The organism is Microbacterium sp. SORGH_AS_1204 (assembly GCF_030818935.1).
Classification (GTDB): Bacteria; Actinomycetota; Actinomycetes; order Actinomycetales; family Microbacteriaceae; genus Microbacterium.
On sequence record NZ_JAUTBD010000001.1, the window covers coordinates 712,949 to 732,284 of the forward strand.

The 19,336-nt window shown below is 70.2% G+C and carries 20 protein-coding genes and 1 tRNA gene; 10 read left to right on the top strand and 11 right to left on the bottom strand.

Features of this window, described 5'->3' with window-relative positions; translation table 11 throughout:
• The first annotated feature begins 5 nt into the window (after positions 1–5).
• Together QE410_RS03265 and QE410_RS03270 are read left to right on the top strand one after the other, a co-directional pair.
• Positions 6–1,268 carry an ABC transporter ATP-binding protein gene (locus QE410_RS03265; protein ID WP_307327772.1) on the top strand — a complete coding sequence of 421 codons (1,263 nt, stop codon included), beginning with the start codon at positions 6–8 and terminating at the stop codon, positions 1,266–1,268.
• 23 nt (positions 1,269–1,291) lie between these two features.
• On the top strand, positions 1,292–2,254 hold the full coding sequence (locus QE410_RS03270) for an alpha/beta hydrolase (protein ID WP_307327775.1): 963 nt from the start codon (positions 1,292–1,294) through the stop codon (positions 2,252–2,254).
• 59 nt (positions 2,255–2,313) lie between these two features.
• Here the strand turns inward: QE410_RS03270 and QE410_RS03275 are convergent, their stop codons facing one another.
• The gene (locus tag QE410_RS03275) at positions 2,314–3,657 is read right to left on the bottom strand and encodes a dicarboxylate/amino acid:cation symporter (protein WP_307327778.1); all 1,344 of its coding nucleotides are present in this window, start codon (positions 3,655–3,657) and stop codon (positions 2,314–2,316) included.
• A 154-nt stretch (positions 3,658–3,811) separates the two neighbouring features.
• Between QE410_RS03275 and QE410_RS03280 the strand changes: the two genes are divergently transcribed.
• A complete protein-coding gene (locus QE410_RS03280; RefSeq protein ID WP_307327781.1) occupies positions 3,812–4,516 on the top strand; it encodes a FadR/GntR family transcriptional regulator in 705 nt (234 codons plus the stop codon).
• A 102-nt stretch (positions 4,517–4,618) separates the two neighbouring features.
• Here the strand turns inward: QE410_RS03280 and QE410_RS03285 are convergent, their stop codons facing one another.
• On the bottom strand, positions 4,619–5,935 hold the full coding sequence (locus tag QE410_RS03285) for an Nramp family divalent metal transporter (protein WP_307327784.1): 1,317 nt from the start codon (positions 5,933–5,935) through the stop codon (positions 4,619–4,621).
• A 73-nt stretch (positions 5,936–6,008) separates the two neighbouring features.
• Positions 6,009–6,944, bottom strand: coding sequence for a dihydrodipicolinate synthase family protein (locus QE410_RS03290; RefSeq protein ID WP_307327786.1), 936 nt, complete (start codon positions 6,942–6,944; stop codon positions 6,009–6,011).
• A gap of 160 nt (positions 6,945–7,104) precedes the next feature.
• Between QE410_RS03290 and QE410_RS03295 the strand changes: the two genes are divergently transcribed.
• From QE410_RS03295 to QE410_RS03305, 3 genes are all read left to right on the top strand, one after another.
• A complete protein-coding gene (locus QE410_RS03295) occupies positions 7,105–8,124 on the top strand; it encodes a LacI family DNA-binding transcriptional regulator (RefSeq protein ID WP_307327789.1) in 1,020 nt (339 codons plus the stop codon).
• Positions 8,125–8,176: 52 nt separating this feature from the next.
• Positions 8,177–9,874, top strand: a complete 1,698-nt coding sequence (locus QE410_RS03300; protein ID WP_307327792.1) for an AMP-binding protein — start codon at positions 8,177–8,179, stop codon at positions 9,872–9,874.
• A 112-nt stretch (positions 9,875–9,986) separates the two neighbouring features.
• Entirely contained in the window at positions 9,987–10,127 is a 141-nt protein-coding gene (locus QE410_RS03305; RefSeq protein WP_307327794.1) for a hypothetical protein, read from the top strand.
• Positions 10,128–10,138: 11 nt separating this feature from the next.
• On the opposite strand, the gene QE410_RS03310 is transcribed toward QE410_RS03305, so the two are convergent.
• Genes QE410_RS03310 through QE410_RS03325 form a run of 4 tightly spaced genes read right to left on the bottom strand, consistent with a single transcriptional unit; the run spans position 10,139 to position 12,033 of the window.
• Positions 10,139–10,276, bottom strand: coding sequence for a hypothetical protein (locus QE410_RS03310; protein ID WP_307327796.1), 138 nt, complete (start codon positions 10,274–10,276; stop codon positions 10,139–10,141).
• Positions 10,273–10,914, bottom strand: a complete 642-nt coding sequence (locus QE410_RS03315) for a dihydrofolate reductase family protein (RefSeq protein ID WP_307327799.1) — start codon at positions 10,912–10,914, stop codon at positions 10,273–10,275. The genes QE410_RS03310 and QE410_RS03315 overlap by 4 nt, the downstream gene beginning before the upstream one ends.
• 22 nt (positions 10,915–10,936) lie before the next feature.
• Positions 10,937–11,425: a YajQ family cyclic di-GMP-binding protein gene (locus QE410_RS03320; RefSeq protein WP_058233291.1), complete on the bottom strand. Its 489-nt coding sequence runs from the start codon at positions 11,423–11,425 to the stop codon at positions 10,937–10,939.
• A gap of 50 nt (positions 11,426–11,475) precedes the next feature.
• Positions 11,476–12,033, bottom strand: coding sequence for a GNAT family N-acetyltransferase (locus QE410_RS03325; RefSeq protein ID WP_307327804.1), 558 nt, complete (start codon positions 12,031–12,033; stop codon positions 11,476–11,478).
• 38 nt (positions 12,034–12,071) lie between these two features.
• On the opposite strand from QE410_RS03325, the gene QE410_RS03330 reads away from it, so the two are divergent.
• The 4 genes from QE410_RS03330 to QE410_RS03345 all read left to right on the top strand — a co-directional run bounded on the left by QE410_RS03330 (position 12,072) and on the right by QE410_RS03345 (position 15,407).
• On the top strand, positions 12,072–12,572 hold the full coding sequence (locus QE410_RS03330; protein ID WP_307327807.1) for an FBP domain-containing protein: 501 nt from the start codon (positions 12,072–12,074) through the stop codon (positions 12,570–12,572).
• 110 nt (positions 12,573–12,682) lie between these two features.
• Positions 12,683–12,767: transfer RNA gene (locus tag QE410_RS03335), tRNA-Tyr, on the top strand.
• A 601-nt stretch (positions 12,768–13,368) separates the two neighbouring features.
• On the top strand, positions 13,369–14,721 hold the full coding sequence (locus QE410_RS03340) for a sensor histidine kinase (RefSeq protein WP_307327810.1): 1,353 nt from the start codon (positions 13,369–13,371) through the stop codon (positions 14,719–14,721).
• Positions 14,718–15,407, top strand: a complete 690-nt coding sequence (locus tag QE410_RS03345) for a response regulator transcription factor (RefSeq protein ID WP_307327813.1) — start codon at positions 14,718–14,720, stop codon at positions 15,405–15,407. Before QE410_RS03340 ends, QE410_RS03345 begins: the two co-directional genes overlap by 4 nt.
• Here the strand turns inward: QE410_RS03345 and nagA are convergent.
• From nagA to QE410_RS03365, 4 genes are read right to left on the bottom strand one after another with little or no spacing between them, the layout of a single operon-like run.
• The gene (gene nagA, locus QE410_RS03350) at positions 15,374–16,525 is read right to left on the bottom strand and encodes an N-acetylglucosamine-6-phosphate deacetylase (protein ID WP_307327816.1); all 1,152 of its coding nucleotides are present in this window, start codon (positions 16,523–16,525) and stop codon (positions 15,374–15,376) included. The two genes, QE410_RS03345 and nagA, sit on opposite strands and share 34 nt — an antisense overlap.
• Complete coding sequence (locus QE410_RS03355) at positions 16,522–17,292, bottom strand: glucosamine-6-phosphate deaminase (protein WP_307327819.1); 771 nt, start codon at positions 17,290–17,292, stop codon at positions 16,522–16,524. Before QE410_RS03355 ends, nagA begins: the two co-directional genes overlap by 4 nt.
• 15 nt (positions 17,293–17,307) lie before the next feature.
• On the bottom strand, positions 17,308–18,339 hold the full coding sequence (locus tag QE410_RS03360) for a Gfo/Idh/MocA family protein (RefSeq protein WP_307327822.1): 1,032 nt from the start codon (positions 18,337–18,339) through the stop codon (positions 17,308–17,310).
• 4 nt (positions 18,340–18,343) lie between these two features.
• The gene (locus QE410_RS03365; protein WP_307327824.1) at positions 18,344–19,336 is read right to left on the bottom strand and encodes a Gfo/Idh/MocA family protein; all 993 of its coding nucleotides are present in this window, start codon (positions 19,334–19,336) and stop codon (positions 18,344–18,346) included.

Genomic DNA, 19,336 nt, shown 5'->3' on the forward strand with positions numbered 1-19,336 from the left:
AGCTCATGGCATCCATCACTCTGAACAGGATCGTCAAGACCTACGACGACGGCTTCACCGCCGTGAAGGGCGTCGACCTCGACATCGCCGACGGCGAGTTCGTCATCCTCGTCGGGCCCTCGGGCTGCGGCAAGTCGACGCTGCTGCGCATGATCGTGGGGCTCGAAGACATCTCGGACGGCGAGCTGAAGATCGCCGAGGAGGTGGTCAACGACAAGGCGCCGAAAGACCGCAACCTCGCGATGGTGTTCCAGAACTACGCGCTGTACCCGCACCTCACCGTGTACGAGAACATCGCCTTCCCGATGCGGCTGAAGTCGAGCGACCTCGACGACAAAGAGATCGACGAGCGCGTCCGGCGGGCGTCGAAGCTGCTCGAGCTCGACGAGCACCTGGAGCGCAAGCCCGCCAACCTCTCGGGCGGTCAGCGCCAGCGTGTGGCGATGGGGCGGGCGATCGTGCGCAACGCCAGCGCGTTCCTCTTCGACGAGCCGCTGTCGAATCTCGACGCCAAGCTCCGCGGTCAGATGCGCACCGAGATCGCGCGCCTGCAGCGTTCGCTCGGGATCACCACCGTGTACGTCACGCACGATCAGACCGAGGCCATGACCCTCGGCGACCGGGTCGCGGTCCTCCGCCGCGGCGAGCTGCAGCAGGTGGCGAGCCCGCGCGGGCTGTACGACCAGCCGGTCAACCTCTTCGTCGCCGGCTTCATCGGCTCGCCGCCCATGAACTTCCTCAGCGGAACCGTCGACGGCGATGTGCTGCGCCTGCCGATCGCCGATGTGCCGCTCGACGACAGGCTCCGCACGGCCGTCGAGGGGCGCGACCTCGTGATCGTGGGCGTGCGTCCCGACGCGTTCGAAGACGCCGACTCCACCGAGCGCGACCTGTCCGGCGGCATCACGGCCGAGCTCGACATCGAGATGACCGAGTGGCTCGGCGAGGTGCTCTACGCCTACGTGCCGTACGAGACCGACGCAACGGTGAAGGACAAGCTTTCGGAGCTCGACCGCGACCTCGACGGCGAGAGCCTGCGCACCGAGCTCGTCGTGGCGCTGGATGCCATGAGCTCGATCCGCGCCGGGGATGCCGCACGCCTGTGGTTCTCGCCGGACTCCCTGCACCTGTTCGACCCCGAGACCGGCGTGAACCTCACGCGCGACGAGGCGAAGGCCGAGAAGCTCGAGGAGGACGCCCGGGCCGCGCGCAAGCGCGCGCTGGAGCGGGCGAAGGAGCGCGCGGCGCGCGAGGACCAGCGCGCCTGAATACGTCGCCGTAGGCTGTGGCGATGGGGGAGTGGCATCCGGACATCCTCGGCGAGGGGTTCGAGCAGCTGACGCTGCCGCTGGGCGAGGATGCCGAGGGGGAGGTCGTCGCAACGCTCGTGCGGTCGCGGCCGCACCCCGGCGCGCGCCTGTTCGGAGAGCTGCGCGACACCGACGTGCTGTACGTGCACGGCTGGTCGGATTACTTCTTCCAGTCCGATCTGGCGCGCTTCTTCACCGATCGCGGCGCCCGCTTCTTCGCCCTGGACCTGCGCAAGTACGGTCGGAGCCTGCGTCCCGGCCAGTCCCCGGGCTACGTCGCCGTGCTCGACGTGTACGACGCCGATATCGCGGCGGCTCTGGATGCCATGGGCACCGCGCGCGCTGGGCATCGGCTGCTCCTCCTCGGCCACAGCACCGGCGGTCTGACCCTGACGCTCTGGGCGTCGCGGCATCCCGGAGTCGCCGACGCCCTCGTTCTGAACAGCCCGTGGCTCGAGCTCCAGCTCGAACCACTCGGACGCCAGGCTCTCACGCCGCTCGTGAACGCCCGCGCGCGGCTCGAACCTCTCGGCAGGCATCCGGCGGTCGACCTGGGCTTCTACACACGTGCCCAGAGGGAGGTGGGAACCCTGCCAGACAGCCCCGAGGGATGGCGTCCCGCCCAGGGCTTCCCGACGCATCCCGGCTGGCTGGCCGCCGTGATCGCGGGCCATGCGCGGGTGGCATCCGGGCTCGATGTCGGGTGCCCGGCGCTCGTGCTGCTGTCGGCGCGGTCGACGGTCGCGTTGACGTGGAACGACGCGATGCGAGCGAGCGACTCGGTACTCGTCGTGGACGATATCGCCCGCGCGGCAACACGCATCGCCCGCACCGTGACGATCTCGCGCATCGAGGGGGCGCTCCACGACGTGTTCCTGTCAGCGGAGGCTGCTCGGGATGCCGCGTACGCGGCGCTCGAGGACGGGATGCGCGCGCTGGGCTGAGGCGTCGCGATCCCTCGACGGAAGGCCCCGCGAGGGAGCCCACCGTCGAGGGTGCGGGATCAGTCGGCGCGGTCGGCCGCGGCGAACTTCTCGGACAGCTCGTCTTCGTCGGCCGCCTCGGCGGTGACGCTCTTGCTGCCGGCGTACACGTCGCGGTCGATCTCGTCGGTGCCGTTGGCGACGAGCAGGGCGACCATGGTGTCGCCGTTGACGTTCAGGAACGTGCGGAAGATGCCGGTGAACCAGTCGACGGCGATGAGGAGGCCGACAGCTTCCAGCGGCAGCCCGAGCGAGGTGGCGAGGAAGGTCGCGGCGACGGCGAAGCCGCCGGGCACGGTGATCGTGCCCATGTTGAGCATGATCGCCAGGGCCATGCCGAGGATGATCTGGCCGGGGGTGAGCTCGACGCGAGAAGCCTGCGCGAGGAAGAGGATGACGATCGTGTAGTTGAGCACGGCGCCGTACGAGCCCATGGTCAGACCCACCGACAGGGTGAAGTTGGCCACGCGCTGACTGATGCCGACCTTCTCGACCGCGTTCTTCAGCACGGTCGGGTACGTCACCGCGGAGCTGGTCGTGGTGACCGCGATGACGGTCTGCTCGGCGAGCTTGCCGGGGAGGGCGGCGGGGTTCAGGCGCGTGCGTATCGTGACGACGAGCACGAAGAGCGCCGTGACGATGAGGACCCCCACCAGCGTCGAGCCCAGGTACGACAGAGCGGTGGTGACGACGGCGAAGCCCACGTCTCCCGCGAGGGCGGCGAGCAGGCAGAACACGCCGATGGGCGCGATGCGCATGACGAGACGGATCATGCCGAGGATGATCTGCTGCAGCTGGTCGAGCAGGGTCACGACGAGGGTGTTGCCGGTCGCCCGCACGTAGCCGTTCAGAGCCAGGCCGAACAGCAGCGAGAACACGATGATGGGCAGCATCGTCGCCGTCGACATCGCGTTGAAGATGTTGGTCGAGACGAAGCCGAGGATGGTCTCCTGCCAGCTCGCGGGCTTCGCCGACTCCTGCACCGCCGGGTCGACCGCGCCCGAGTAGTCGATGCCGGCGCCGGGCTGGATCAGCGTCGCGAGACCCCATCCGACGAGCGCGGCGATCACCGAGAAGCCGATCATCCACGCGAAGGTCCGGCCGGCGAGCCGTCCCATTCCCGACCCCGTCATCGAGCCCGTCGCGACGATCACCGACGCCATCACGAGCGGAACGATCGCCATCTGGATCAGCCGGATGAACAGGTCGCCGATGAACTTGATGTTGGCGGCCCATTCCCCGGTGATCAGACCGAAGACAATCCCCAGCACCGCGGCGAGCGCGATGAGGGTGGCCGGATGCCGGAGCACCTTCCAGGTCGTCCCGATGGTGCGGGAGGAACCCGTCGTTCCGGTGGTGGTCATGGTCGGCCCTCGTCTCGATCAACGTTCTCGGTCTGTCCAATTGTGAAAGGGAGTCGTTTCATCTCGCGTTCTCGGCTGTTTCGGGCCCGTTACGGTCTGACCAATTTCATTCGGGCTGGTGCGATCGCCTGGGAGGATGTGGGGGGAGGAAGAGATGACGGATGGCCAGGCGCTCGCGCCCCTGCAGCGCGGCGGCGGATCCCTGCGCGACGAGATCGTCGCCCGTTTGCGCGCGCTCATCGTCACGGGGGTGCTCAAGCCGGGCGATCGCCTCGCCACGGAGCGAGACCTCGCCGCCCAGCTGGCGGTGTCGCGTTCGGCGGTGCGCGAGGCGCTGCTGCGCCTGGAGTCGGCGGGATTGGTCGAACGGCGTCAGGGGAGCGGCACCCGTGTCAGCGGGCGGATCCCGGTGTCGGCGGTCCTCGCGACGCTCGAGGGCGACGACGATGGAACCGTTGCGGCGTCCGCGGAGTTCCGCACCGTCGTCGAGCCGCAGATCGCACGCCTGGCGGCATCGCGCATCGACGAGGAGCAGATCGCCGCGCTGGCCGCCCTGCTCGCCGAGTCCGACCAGGTGCGCGACGTCGAGCACTCCGTGCGGTTGGACGTCGCCTTCCATGTGGCCATCGCCGCGGCCACGCGCAACCCTCTGCTGACCTCGCTCAGCGAACTCACCGTGTCGTGGACCGTGGAGGCGCGCGTGTCGTCCCACCTCGACGAGGAGGGGCGCCGCCTGTCGCACGACGGTCATGCGCGCCTGCTGCGTGCGCTCAGAGCCGGCGACCCCGACGGTGCCGAGGCCGCGATGCGGGTGCACCTGGACGAGATCGCCGACCTGGTGGAGCGCGCCCGCGCCTGAGTCGGTGGTCGCGGGCTACGGCGGACTCGGCCCACGTGCCGCACCCGTGCCCGGGCGCACGAAAAGGGCCCGATCCGAGGACCGGGCCCTGCTCGCGCGACCTCAGCCGCCGATGAGACTCATCATCAACCGGATGGACAGCGCCACCACCGCGATCAGGCCGATCGCGCCGGCGACGTTCTGCCACCAGCGGTTGCGCAGGGACCCCATGAGCTTCCTGTTGTTGGCCATCACGATGATCAGCGCCGCGAGGATCGGCGCGAACAGCACGGTCAGAGCCTGCGCGATGACGATCAGTTGCACGGGCGAGGCGCCGGCGAAGGCGATCGTGACGCCGAGGCCGAAGGCCAGGATGAAGGCGCTGCCGAGTCGCGCCGCCAGCGTCTCGGCCGAGGCGCCGCGCCCGATGGCATCCGAGAGCATCGTGCCACCCGCGATGCAGTTGGGGATCATCGATGAGAAGGCCGCCCCGAAGAAGCCCAGGGCGAAGATCCACGCGCCCACCGGCCCCGCGACCGGCTCGAAGATGCGCGCCAGGCCGGTGAACGCACCGGGAGTGTCTGCGCCGGTCTGCCCGAGGACGGATGCCGCGACCACGATCACCAATGCCGTCATGATGCCCGGGGCGACGATGCCGGGGATCGTGTCGACGATCGTGATGTCGCGGTACTCGTCTTCGTGGCGCTCACGCGCCTTGGTGCCGTAGGAGGCGAAGAAGGCCGCGTTGATCGAGAAGTTCGTGCCCACGAGGCCGATGATGAGCAGCCAGGCCCCGCCGGGGATGGCGGGGATGAGGCCTGCGCCCGCGGCCGCCCAGTCGGGGTTCGACGCGAAGGCCGAGGCGATGAAGCAGAACGCCATGAGCGCCACGATGACGATGAGGATCTTCTCCACGACGCCGTAGATCTTCTTCAGCAGCAGGATCGTGCCGACCAGCACGGTGCAGATCACGGTCCACATCACGGGGGAGGTGCCGGGGATGAGCATCGACAGCCCGACTCCCGAGCCGACCGCGTTGCCCACCGAGAAGCACAGGGTGATGAGGAAGACGCCGATCCCGGCGACCACGCCCGCCCAGGTGCCGAGGCTGTCCTTGATCGAGGAGATGAGCGAGACGGGTGTGCGGATGCCGAGGCGCACGCTCATGTCGGTGAGGAAGATCATCAGGATCGTCGACACGATGATCACCCAGATGAGGGTGTAGCCGTAGAGGGCTCCGGCGTTCATCGCGGTGGTGAGGTTGCCGGGGCCGAACTGCCAGGCGCCCGCGACGAAGGCGGGACCGATCAGGGCGAGGCGCCGCCAGAACGTGCGCCGCGTGCGGTGGGAATCGACGATGCTGCGCACCGTCTCGGTCGAGATGCGGCCGTGGCCGGTGCCGGGGGTCGCGGGGGGTCGTTGGGTGGTGCGGTCGCTCATGGTCGTTCCTTCCGTCGTCGTTGACGCGATGGGTACATGAGGGGCGGCCGGGGTGTCGGCCGCCCCGCGCGGGTCACGCCGGGACGACCACGCTGCCGAGCTCGGCCGACGCGAAGGCGGCGGCGATCTCGGCGTCGGCTCCGGCCGGAAGGGGCAGCAGGGGCTCACGCACGGTGGCGTGATCCAGGATGCCACGGTTCACCAGGCCCCACTTGAGGGCGACGGTGCCCTCCATGTGGGAACCGCGGTGGTACACCGCCTTGGTCACCGGCAGCAGTCTCTCGTGGATGGCGTGGGCCGCGGCGTAGTCGCGCGCCTTCCCGGCCTCGATGAGGTCGACGAGCAGTTCGGGCGCGATGTTGCCGTAGCCGACGAGCAGGCCGTCGACGTCGAACATCGTCGGGAGGAGGTACTCGTCGTGACACGACAGCACCTGCAGCTCGGGGTAGGCGGCGCGCAGGGCCGGGATCTCGGTGTACCACCGGCGCATGTTGCGCACGCCGTTCTTGGTGTGGTTCACGCCCTCTTGCCCGGCGATCTCGAGCTGGGTGTCGAGATCGTACGAGGCCTTGGTGTTGTCGGGGTACTGGAAGAGGATCTCCTCCAGGCCCGACTCCTCCCAGATGGCGCGGTAGCGGGTCTGCGGGGCGCCGGGCTGGAACCCGAAGCGCAGCCAGCCGTGCGAGGGGTAGACCAGAGCGCCCTTCGCGCCGGCGGCCGCGGCATCCTTCGCCTCGAGGGCGGCGGTGATGTTCCCCTCTTTGGTGATGCCCGCGATGATCGGCAGGCGGTCGTCGACGGAGTCGCGGAACGCACGGATGACGTCGAGCTGCTCCTTCTCGGTGAGGAACGTGCCCTCACCGGCGTGCCCGAGCACGACCAGGCTCTTGACGCCGTCGATCGAGCCGAGCCACGAGCCCAGGCGCTGGATGGCGTCGTAGTCGACGTCGCCGTCGGGGGTGAACGGGGTAACGGGGGCGGGGTTCAGGCCACGGAGGTCGAGGACCATCGTCGTCTCCTTCTCTTCGTCGAGCGTCCTCTGGATGAGAACGTTTGCAGGAACGATTGCAAGTGTGCGCGCCCGCGCGTGCCGCTGTCAAGGATCCGGGTGAAATCGTTCCCGGGAAGGTTTCTTCGGCGGCCGATAGGCTGGATGCGAAGGAGGTGTCATGGTCGACATCGCGGTGGGCGAACGGCACGTCGTCACGCTCAAAGACGTGGCCTCGGCGTCGGGGGTCAGTATCTCGACCGTCAGCCGTGTGCTCGACGATCGCACCCCGCCCTCGTCGTCCGCGACGGCGAAGCGCGTGCGGGCCGTCGCCGATGAGCTCGGCTACCGGCGAAACGTCTCGGCCTCCAGTCTGCGTCGAGGCGCGACCGCCACTCTCGGCGTCCTCGTGCCGCGACTGACGGATGCCGTGATGGCGCTCATGTTCGAGGCGGTCGAGCGCGCGTCTCGTCGGCGGGGCTACTTCGCCGTCGTCGCGACCTGCGGAGACGATTCCGACGAGGAGCGTCGGGCCACCGAGACGCTGCTCGACCGCGGCGTCGACGGGCTGGTGCTCGCCACCGCGCGCCTGGACGATGCCCTTCCCGCGTCGTTGCGCGACCGCGGCATCCCGCACGTCCTCGCCCTGCGCACCGACGACGTCAGCCCCTCGGTGCTCGGCGATGACGAGACCGGGGGCTACCTCGCCGTGCGTCACCTGCTCGATCTGGGGCACCGTGACATCGCCGTCTTGACCGGACCGTGGTTCACCTCGAGCGGTCGCGACCGCCGCGCCGGCGCCGAGCGCGCCCTGCGCGAAGCCAGCGTCGACCTGCCCGCAGAGAGGGTGCTGGCCGTGGGGTACGGTCTCGACCACGGCATCGAGGCCGGGCGTCGTCTGCTGGGCTCGGCGGATCGGCCCACCGCGGTGTTCGCCGCCAACGACAACCTGGCCGTCGGCGTCTCCACCGTCGCGCAGTCGCTCGGGCTGGAGGCGGGGCGCGATCTGTCGATCGTCGGGTACAACGACATCCCGCTCGTCTCTCGGCTGCCCGTGCCCCTCACCTCGGTGCGCACGCATTTCGACCGCGTCGCCGAGGTCGCCCTCGACCTGCTGCTCGCCGACGGCTCCGCGCCCCGCATCGAGCGGGTCATGCCGACGTTGATCCCGCGCTCGTCGACGGCTTCGCCTGCTCGGTGACGGCGCTCGCCGAGGCGCGAGGGCTAGCGTTGAATCCGATCGAAGGAGCACCATGACCCCCACCGCTGCGTCCGCCACCGAGCGCTATCGGGCCGCGCGTGACGAACTCCTCGCCGCGCGCACCGACCCCGACCGGGCGGCGGCGTTCACCTGGCCGAGCTTCGAGGGGCCGTTCAACTGGGCGATCGACTGGTTCGACCCCCTGGCCCGCGGCAACGACGCTCCCGCGCTGATCGTGGTCGACGACGACGGCACCCACCACCAGCGCACCTTCGACGAGCTCGCGCGCCGCTCCGACCAGGTCGCCGCGTGGTTGGCATCCCGAGACGTCCGCCGTGGTGAGACGGTGCTGCTGATGCTGAACAACCAGGTCGAGCTGTGGGAGGCGATGCTCGCCATCATGAAGCTCGGCGGAGTCATCGCCCCGACCACCACCGCGCTCGGCACGACCGACCTGGGCGACCGCATCGAGCGGGCCGAGATCCGTCACGTCATCGTCGGGGCAGCGGATGCCGACAAATTCGAGGATCTCCCCGAAGGCCTTGGCCGCTTCGTCGTGGGCGGCGAGTACCCCGGATGGGCGACGTACGACGACGCCTTCGGGGTGGATGCCGAGCCCGCCCGGCATCCGGGAACCACCGCCGACGACCGCCTGCTGCTCTACTTCACCTCGGGCACCACGTCGAAGCCGAAGCTCGTCGAGCACACGCACGCGTCGTATCCCGTCGGCCACCTCAGCACGATGTACTGGCTGGGCCTGCAGCCCGGCGACGTGCACCTCGCCATCAGCTCACCCGGGTGGGCCAAGCACGCGTGGAGCCTCTTCTTCGCGCCGTGGATCGCGGGGGCGACCGTGCTCGCACTTAACTACTCGCGATTCTCGGCCGAGAGGCTGCTGTCCGAGCTCGAGGCCGACCGTGTCACGACCTTCTGCGCGCCGCCGACGGTGTGGCGCATGCTGATCCAGGCCGACCTCGCCGGCCGACGCGGGGCGCTGCGCGAGGTCGTATCGGCGGGGGAGCCGCTGAACCCCGAGGTCATCGCGTCGGTCAAGCGCGCGTGGGGCCTCGACATCCGCGACGGATACGGGCAGACCGAGATGACCGCGGTCGTCGCCAACACCCCCGGCGCCGACCTCGTGCCGGGCTCGATGGGACGGCCTCTGCCGGGCTGCCCGGTCGTGCTCGTGGATCCCCTCACGGGGCAGCGCGCCGACGAGGGTGAGATCTGCCTCGACCTCGCCGATCGTCCGCTGAATCTCATGACCGGCTACGTCGGTGACCCTGAGCGCAACGCCGAGGCCTTCGCCGACGGACTGTTCCACACCGGCGATGTCGCCCGCCGCGACGAGACCGGGAGCATCACGTACATCGGGCGTACCGACGACGTCTTCAAGGCGTCGGATTACAAGATCAGTCCGTTCGAGCTCGAGAGCGTGCTCATCGAGCACCCGGCCGTGGTGGAGGCGGCGGTCGTACCCGCTCCCGACGAGCTGCGGCTCGCCGTGCCGAAGGCCTACGTCGTGCTGGCGAACGGACGCGAGGCGGGGGAGGAGGTCGCGCTCGACATCCTGCGCTTCGCGCGCGAGCGGTTGGCGCCGTTCCAGCGGGTTCGTCGGGTGGAGTTCTTCGAGCTGCCCAAGACCATCTCGGGCAAGATCCGCCGCGTCGAGCTCCGCCAGCGCGAAGAGGCCGTCGCCCGGGGCGAGGTCGAGTGCGTCGAGTGGACGGATGCGGCCCTACGGGGCTGACCTCGTCGGACACCCCGACCGGCCGGCGTTGCGCCCACGGATGCCACTCGACGGGGCTCGCGACGTCGGCAACCCCCTCGCCAGTCGGGGGCGGACGTGTGAGCATCGACGCATGGACCACGAGAAGAAGCAGCCGTTCGAGAATCCCACCGTCGACGACGAGAGCGACGCGCCCTTCCTGCAGGAGGAGCGCGCGATCGGCCGGGAGACCGAGCGCGAGATCGATCAGCTCATCAACGGCATCGAGGGCTGACCGGCCCGGCGTCAGACCGGTTCGGTCGTGCGGATGAGTCCGCAGGTCACGCACGACCACGCGACGAGGAAGCGCTCATCGTCGAGGATCTCGAAGCGCAGCGGGTCGCCGCAGGTCGGGCACGTCCGCGGGCCGAGCGAGCCCGTCATCGCGCGAACGTGACGTGCACGACGCCGCTCTCCGCCACCTCCGAGGTGACGGTGTAACGGGAGTCGAGACCGCGCAGGTCGTCCCACAGGCGGCCGCCGCGACCAAGGATCACGGGTCGGACGGCGACGTGGAGGCGGTCGACGAGGTCTGCCGCGAGCGCTGCGCGCACCGTCGACAGCCCGCCGCCCACCCGCACGTCGGCGCCGCCGGCCAGGCTCTGGGCCCGGGCCACGGCATCCGTGATGCTCTCCGAGGAGAACTCGAATCGCGTGCCGTTGCCGAAGGTGATCGGCTCGCGCGGACGGTGGGTCAGCACGACCACGGGAACGCGGAACGGCGGCTCGTCGCCCCACCACCCACGCCAGTCGGGATCGTCGGGGAAGGAATGCAGGCCGAACATCGCCGCGCCCATGACCTCGGCGCCGATGCCGTCGAAGTAGGCGGCGGCGTAGTGATCGTCGACGCCGGTCGTGCCGGCCCCGGAGGTGTCGCCGAAGACGCGTTCGCGGAACGTCTTCGTCGCCATATAGTCGGCGACGAGGCGACCCCAGTCCTCGCCCATCGGATTCTCGGGCGAGGGATCGGCGGGCATCGCCACACCGTCGAGAGAGATGTTCAGATCGACACGGACGGCCACGGCATCCCTCCCGCGAACGGGATCAGCGGTAGTTGGTGAACTGCAGGTCGACGTCGAGGTCGGCGGCCTTGAGCAGGCGCTGCACCTCCTGCAGGTCGTCGCGCGACTTCGACTGCACGCGCAGCTCGTCGCCCTGGATCTGCGACTTCACGCCCTTGGGGCCCTCGTCGCGGATGATCTTGCCGATCTTCTTCGCATTCTCTTGCGAGATGCCCTCCTTCAGCGTGGAGGTGATGCGGTACTCCTTGCCGCTGGCGACGGGCTCGCCGCTCTCGAGGCTCTTGAGCGAGATGCCGCGCTTGATGAGCTTGGTCTGGAACACGTCGAGCACGGCGTTGGCGCGCTCCTCGGAGTTCGCCTTGATGACGATCGACTCGCCGCTCCACGCGATGGAGGCGTCGGTGCCCTTGAAGTCGTAGCGCTGCTCCACCTCTTTGTGGGCCTGGTTGAGCGCGTTGTCGGCTTCCTGCCGGTCGATCTTGGACACGATGTCGAACGAAGAATCAGCCATGCAACGATTCTATTCGCGAGGCCCCGGCGCGCAGCCCCTTCACGGGCGGGTCAGTGTTCGGGCCACCCGCCCTTCGGTGTCCTGTCGTCGTCGCGGCGCAGCATTCCGGTCCAGGATGCCGACCTCTCGCCGGTGCGACCCGGCACCTGGCCGGGGCCGGCGCCCGTGAAGGTGAACCCGCACTTCTGCGCCGTGCGCAGCGACGCGGCGTTTCCGATCACGCATTCCCATCGCACGGCGTCGAGGTCGGTGCGGGCGAACACCGCGTCGACGACAGCGGTGAGCGCTTCGGGCATGACGCCGCGCCCGCGGTGCGCACCCCCCAGCCAGAAGCCCACCATGCCGATGCCCAGCCGCACGCCGATGACACCGAGCAGGGGAGCGCCCCCGCCCTCGCGGATCGCCCACGTCCACTCGCGATCCTCGGCCCACCCCGACGGCGCGTAGTGGTCGACGAAGGACACGGCATCCGCTCTCTCGTACGGCCACGGGATCGTCAGGAACTTCTCGAAGACCGGGTCGGTGCAGTGTCGGGCGAGGTCGTCGACATCCGTCGCGGTGGGCTGGTCGAGGACCAGCCGCGGGGTGTGCAAGACGAAGGGCTCCACCGCCGCAGCCTACCCAGACGCTCGTAGACTCGGATGCCATGCGAGCACTCACCGAAGACCAGGTCCGGGACGCGTTCGTCAACGCCACGCCCGACGAGCTGCGCGTCCTCGCCCTGCACCATGACTTCGTCTTGGCCGACTGGGACCATCTCGACTTCCTCGCGTGGCGCGACCCGCGCACTCGCGGCCGCGGCTACATCATCACCGAACACCAGGGAGAGCCGATCGGTGTCGTGCTGCGCGCGGCCGAGGGCCAGTCCCGGGCCCGCTCGGCGATGTGCAATCTGTGCCACACGATGCAGCCGGGCGATCAGGTGTCGCTGTTCACCGCGCGCAAGGCGGGGGAGGCCGGGGAGCACGGCGACACCGTGGGCACCTACATCTGCGCCGACATGTCGTGCCACGAGACGGTGCGTCTGGCGGCACCGCTCGCCCCCAGCGAGATCCGTGCGAGCGTGGATCGCAAGATCGACGGCACGAAGCGACGCACCGAAGAGTTTGTCGCGCGCGTCGTGGATGCCGCCGAGGTGCGCCGCTGAGCACACGTGCCGACGTCGCCGCCGTCGTGGTTCGACGCAGCCCCGCGGGGATAGTAGAGTGGTCTATCGCGCCTCTGGTCGACTGAAAAAGCCGGGCGGGTGCGCACTCTGGCGAGTTACCCAAGCGGCCAAAGGGATCTGACTGTAAATCAGACTGCATTGCATTCGGGGGTTCGAATCCCTCACTCGCCACCAGGATCGAAAGCCCCGTCACCAGCGCACAGCCGCTCGGCGCCGGGGCTTCGTCGTTCACCCGGCGCGCTCGTCGGTGCCGATGCGGGAGATCGACCCCACCGCGCGGCATCCCACCTCGCCCGTGGGTGGATGCCGTTGCGCTGGACGCCCGCGAGACCAGGAGGGCCCCGACGGTGATCGCTCACCATCGGGGCCGGAACGCGAAGCGAGTGTCAGCGGCTGAGCCCCCATGCGGTCTTCCCACGGACCACTCGCCGTGCGATGACGACGCTCACCGGCTGACACGTGTGCTTCTGCATCGGCCCCCCGATGTGTTCCCTTCGAGAGGCGGTGACGCCTCGCGTGTCCGACCGTAACCGGGTCGTTCGGTTCTTCGAGGTGGCCGTGATGGAGGGGCACACCGCGTCCACCCCCGCTTCCTCGCCGTCACGACGGGAATCGAGGGCCCTCTCGTCGTGCTCGCCGCGGTCGAACGGGTCATGGAGGAAATCGTCCGATCAGACGATCTCCTCGCCGAGGGTGTCGCGACACCCCGTGCCGATGGCGGGCTCGGCCCGTCGGGCGAGATCGGCCGCTGCCACGTTGGCCTAGCGTGAACGGCATGCATTCGATCGAGTCGGCCGGCGGCGCCTCGCGCACACGGGGGACCACGTCGCTCGCCGCCGGGTCCGTCCGCGAGGACGAGGCGGTTCCCGCCCTCCTCCACCGCGCGACCGACGCGCGGGTGGACACGGTGCTGCGCTCGCCGGTCGCTGCGGCGGTGCTCTTCGTCGCGACGGTGATCCCGGTGTGCAGCGATCCCCTCGTGACGTTGATCACCGGTCGGGGCGAGTGGACGCTGCAGCTGCCGCCCGTGGTGTTCATGGCGCTCGTGATCCTCGCCTGTCTCGTACAGGCGCTCGCGGTGAGCCGATTGGCCACTCGCCCGGAGCTCGCGGTGCTCGCCTCGCTCGGGTGCTACCTGGCCGCCGCGGTCGCGTTGAACGTTCCGACGTGGGCGACGCCGATGCACCTGGTCGTCGCCGTGGCGATGTTCGCGCTCGGCAGTGCCCGCCCCGCGGCGCTCGTTGCGATCTGGGCCGTCGGCACGGTCACCGCCGCGATCGCCGTGCTCGTCGTGTGGGCGCATCTCCAGGGAGTGCCGACGGTGCTGATCGCGAGCTTCGTGCTGACGGAGGGCGGTGGGTTGGCCACGATCGCGTGGGCCGCGGCCGGCTTGGGCGTGCTGTGGGCGGCGCACGCGCGGCGTACGCGCCGCGCGGATGCGCGGGCATTGCAGATCGAACGTGCGCAGCAGGCGGCGATCGACGCGTCGCGCGACAACGAGCGGGGACGCATCGCTCAGGAACTCCACGACGTCGCGGGTCAGCACCTCGCCGGACTCGTCTCGCTCTGCGACGCGTCGATCGAGCTCGCGCCCGCGCACCCCGCGCGAGCGCTCGAACTCATCGAAGAAGTGCGGGCCGAAGGCCGTTACGCCGCGGCGAGTCTGTACGGGGCCCTCGGAGACCTGCGCGCCGTGGACACCGGGGCGCACAGCCCCACCCCCGACCTTCGCCGTCTCGAAGAACTGGTCGGCTTCTGGCAGGAGCGGGGCGCCGAGGTGAGCCTCGCGTTCACCGGATCGCCGTCGACCCCGCCCACCGTCGTGTCGGCGATCGCCTATCAGGCGGTGAGAGAGGCGCTCTCGAACGCGGCGAAGCACGCGCCGGGTGCGCCCGTGCGAGTATCGGTCGCCGTTCGCGCAGAAGAGGTCGAGGCGCGGGTCGTCAACGGCCCTGCCCGCCGCGATCGCGACGACGAAGCCGAACTCGGACTCGGATGGGGACTCCAGAGCCTCGCCGACAAGCTCGCGCTCGTCGATGGCCGACTGCAGACCTCGGACGACGGTGCCGGCGGGTGGGAACTGCGCGTGACCATCCCGTTCGCCGCCCAGACGGGCGAGCCCGGATGACGCCGTCGGACGCCATCCGCGTGCTCATCGCCGACGACAACCGGCCGTTCCGGCGAGGTGTGCGCCTTCGGCTGGAGAACGCGACGGACATCACCGTGGTGGGGGAGGCCGGAAGCGGCGGTGACGCCGTCACGGTGGCCGTCGCCGAACGCGCCGACATCGTCTTGATGGATCTCGAGATGCCGGGGATGAACGGCATCGATGCGACGCGCGCGATCATCCGGGAGACGGGCGGTGCCACCCGCGTCGTGGTCCTCACCAGCCACGGCGAGCAGAACCTCGTGCTCCGGGCACTGGCGGAGGGCGCGAGCGGATACCTGCTGAAGACGCACGACTCCGCGCAGCTCGTCGAAGCCGTCCGCGCGGCACACGCCGGAGCGGCCCTCGTGTCGACCCGGGTCGCGGCACCCGTTATCCAAGAACTCGCTCATCTGCGCGTCTCGGACGGCGACCGCGCACGGGTGCGCGCACTCAGTCCGTCGGAGACACGGGTCGTCGCGCTTTTGAGCCAGGGAATCACCTCCAATGAGGCGCTCGCCGCAGAGCTGCAGGTGTCGATCAACACCGTGCGCTCCCACATCCAGTCCGCTCTACGGAAGGTCGAGGTCGCCGACCGGACCCAGCTCGCGCTCTGGGGCGCGCGGATGCGCGCTCACTTCACGGCCCGGGGCGACGGACGGGTCTGATCGACGTCGCTCACCGTGCCCTCGCCGCCCCATATGACGACATCAGCCGAGAACCCCGGCCGCACGAGTCCGAGCCGGTCGTCCAGGCCCAGTGCTCGCGCGGGCGTCAGGGTCAGCGCCTCGACGGCGGCCGCGAGAGGGATGCCGAGGGCTCTCGCGTTCGCCAGGGCCTCGTCTTGCGTGAGGGTGGACCCCGCGAGCGTGTCCGAGCCGTCGACGAGCGCGCGGCCGCCCTCCACGCGGACGTTCAGGTCGCCGAGCAGGTAGAGGCCGTCATCGGCGCCGGCGGCGGCCATGGCATCCGTGATCAAGGCGATGCGACCCGGAGCCAGCGTGAACAGGGCCGCGGCGAGACGCGGGTCGACGTGCAGGCCGTCGAGGATGAGCTCGAGCACGACGTCGCCGGCGTCGACCGCCGCGAGCACGGGACCTGGGGCGCGGTGGTGCAGCCCGGGCATCGCGTTGAAGGCGTGGGTGAGCAGCGTCGCGCCCGCGGCGAAGGCGGCAGCGGCCTCGTCGTACGTGGCGTCGGTGTGACCGACGGCGACGGCGACGCCCGCGCTGCGGAACATGTCGATCGCGTCGAGCGCGCCCGTCCGCTGGGGGTCGAGCGTGACTTGACGGAGCGTCCCCTCGGCCGCGTCGAGCAGCCGCTGCACGACCTCGGGCGTGGGGTCGATGAGGTGCCGCGGATCGTGTGCGCCGCAACGGTCGACGGCGAGGAACGGTCCCTCGAGGTGGCTGCCGAGTACCCGGCGGTCGGTGCGCGCGAGTGCCGCGATGGCGGCGAGTTGCGTCTCGAGCACGTCGACGGGGGCGGCGACGAGACTCGCGACTGCGTGGGTCGTGCCGTGCGCGGCGTGCAGGTCGGCGGCCGCGCGGATGCCGTCGACACCGTCTTCGTGCCGGTGTCCGCCGCCGCCGTGCCGGTGCAGGTCGATGAAGCCGGGGGTGAGCGTGCCACCGGCCCCGTCGATGCGCTCGGCATCTCCCGGAGGAGGCGCCCCGGTCCCGATCGCGAGGATGCGCTCGCTGTCGGTGAGCACCCACGAGCCGGGGCGCTCACCGTCGGCGTCCACGACCGTGACGTCATGGAACAGCCGACGTCGAGCCGTCATCTCTGCCACGCCGGGCGGTGGGCGAAGACGAAGTCGTAGTAGTCGCGCAGCGTCAGGCGGGCGGCAGCGGCCTCGTCGACGAGCACCGTGGCGTCGGGGTGCATCTGCAGGATGCTGCCCGGGCACATGCTCGTCAGGGGGCCTTCGACCGCGGCCGCCACGGCATCCGCCTTGCCCGCCCCGAAGGCGACGAGCAGCACGGAACGGGCGTCCATGATCGTGCCGAGACCCTGCGTCACGCAGTGCAGCGGCACGTCGTCGAGGCTCGGGAAGAAGCGGGCGTTGTCGCGCCGCGTCTCGGGGGTGAGGGTCTTGATGCGGGTGCGAGACGCGAACGACGAGGTCGGTTCGTTGAAGCCGATGTGGCCGGTCGACCCGATGCCGAGGATCTGCAGGTCGACACCGCCCGCATCGACGATGGCGCGCTCGTACGCCGCGGCCGCGGCCTCGATGTCGTCGGCGAGCCCGTCGGGCACGTGCACGCGCGCCGGATCGAGGCCCAGGAGCTCGGTCACCTCCCGATCGATGACCGCGTGGTAGCTCTCGGGATGCTCCGTCGGAAGCCCCACGTACTCATCGAGGGCGAAGGCCGTGAGCCGGCGCACCGCCGGCGAAGCGCGACGCTCGAGCGACTCGTACACCGGCAGGGGGGAGGAACCCGTGGCGACGCCGAGCACCTTCAGCGTGCCGGCTTCGGCGCGGTCGGCGATGAGGTCGCCGGCGTAGGTCCCGACGGCATCCGCATCGGGGAGGACGATCACCTGCATATGCGTTCTCCTCGCTCAGAGCGTCACGGCGACGGTGCGGCCGGTGCGGGCGGACTCTTGCGCGGCCAGCACGATCCCGAGCGTCCGCAGGCCCACGGCGATGTCGGGCTGCGGCTGCTCGCCGGAGCGCACCGTGGCGAGGAACGTGCGCAGCAGTTCACGGTCGAAGTCGGGCCCGTAGGGCAGCTCGACCGGTGCTCCGGTGGCCGACGCCAGCCCCGTCACGCGCGGCCCGAAGAAGTCGACCTCGGCGGTACCGCCGGTGCCGGCGACGACGATGCGCACGCCGCCCCAGGTCGGCGCGGTGTCGGGTCGGCTCCACGAGCAGTCGATCGCGGCGATGACGCCGTTGTCGTAGGTGATGGTCACCAGCCCCGAGGTCTCGGCGCGGGCGCGATCGGCGTGGAGCGTCGCGTTGGCGACGGCCGTGACCGACACAGGGGTCGCGCCCATGAGTCCGTCGAGCAGGTCGGCGATGTGCACCACGTGGTCGACAAGGGCGCCGCCGCCCGAGAGGGCGGGGTCGGTGAACCACGACCGCTCGCGGGGGAGCTTGCCGTTGTTGCTCCCGCGCACGGCGACGAGCTGACCGAGGGAACCCTTGTCGTAGGTGGCCTTGAGCGTGGCGAAGGTGCTGGCAAAGCGCACGGGGAACGCCACCATGAGCATGACGCCGGCCTCGTCGACGGCCTTCTTCATGGCCAGGCCGTCTTCGCGAGAGGTGGCGAGCGGCTTCTCGCACAGGATGTGAGCGCCGGCGGCGGCGGCCTTCTCGACCAGCTCGCGGTGGCGGGCGTTCTCGCTCGTGACGATCACGGCATCCGGCTTCCACGCCAGCAGCTCGTCGTACGTGTCGACGTAGTCGACGCCGAGCTCGGCGGCGAAAGCCGCCCCTCGCAGCTCGCCCTCGACGTACGGGCCGGGATCGCTCGCGCGCACGTCGACGTCGGGGGTCGCCAGCAGCAGCTGCACGTAGCTGTGCGCGTGCGTGTGCGCGAACGACATCACGGCCACGCGCAGCGGTCGGGTGGAGTCGATGACGGTCATGGCGTCACCATCCCTTCGCGGTGAGGTCGACGGGCTGCCCCGTCTCGAGGGACTCGAGCGCCGCGGCGGCGATGGCCACAGCGGCCGCGCCGTCGGCGGCCGTCACGCGCGGGGTCTCGCCGTCGGCGAAGGCGCGCAGGAAGTCCTGCAGTTCGAGGTAGTAGGGATCTTCGGCCGGGTCGGTGTCGGGAACGGCCTCGCCGCCGACGGTGGACACCGCCAGGTCGGTGAGGACGTTGCGCTGCGCCGCAGACGAGTGCTCGAGCGTGCCACCGGTGCCCGAGACCGAGAACTCGGTCGTGAAGGCCAGGTGCTCGGGGCCCCAGAGGCCCGCGATGTGGCTGATCGCTCCGCTCGCGTGCGTGAGCAGCACGTGCGCGGCCTCGACGGGGGCCGTCGCGTCGCCGGCACGGCTCGACACGGCCGAGACGGTGACCACCTCACCGGCCACCCAGCGCGCGATGTCGAGGTCGTGGATCATCTGGTCCATGATGATGCCGCCCGACAGCGCCCGGTCGGCGAACCAGGGGGTGCGGGTGGGGTAGGCGCCGGAGCGCGAGAAGCGCAGCACCGCGAGCTCGCCGAGCTGGCCCGCGTCCACCGCGCGCTTGAGCTGCACGTACTCGGGGAACCAGCGCACCACGTGGGCGGGGTAGAGCTGACGACCGGCGTCGGCCGCCTTCTGCAGCAGCTCGCTCGCCTGCTCCGGGGTGCGGGTGAGGGGCTTCTCGGAGATGACGTGCTTGCCCGCCTCCAACGCCCGCGACACCACGTCGAAGTGCGTGACCGTGGGAGTGACGACGTCGACGATGTCGACCCGGTCGAGAAGCTCGTCGAGGGTCTCGACGGCCGTGCCGCCGTGGGCGGCGACCAGCTCGGCAGCGCCCTCCTGCGAGTACACGTAGACCTCGGCGCCCAGGGCGAGCAGGTGCGGCAGGTGGTTCAGGCTGATGCCACCTGCGCCGATCAGGCCGATACGGAGCGGCTGATGAGACAT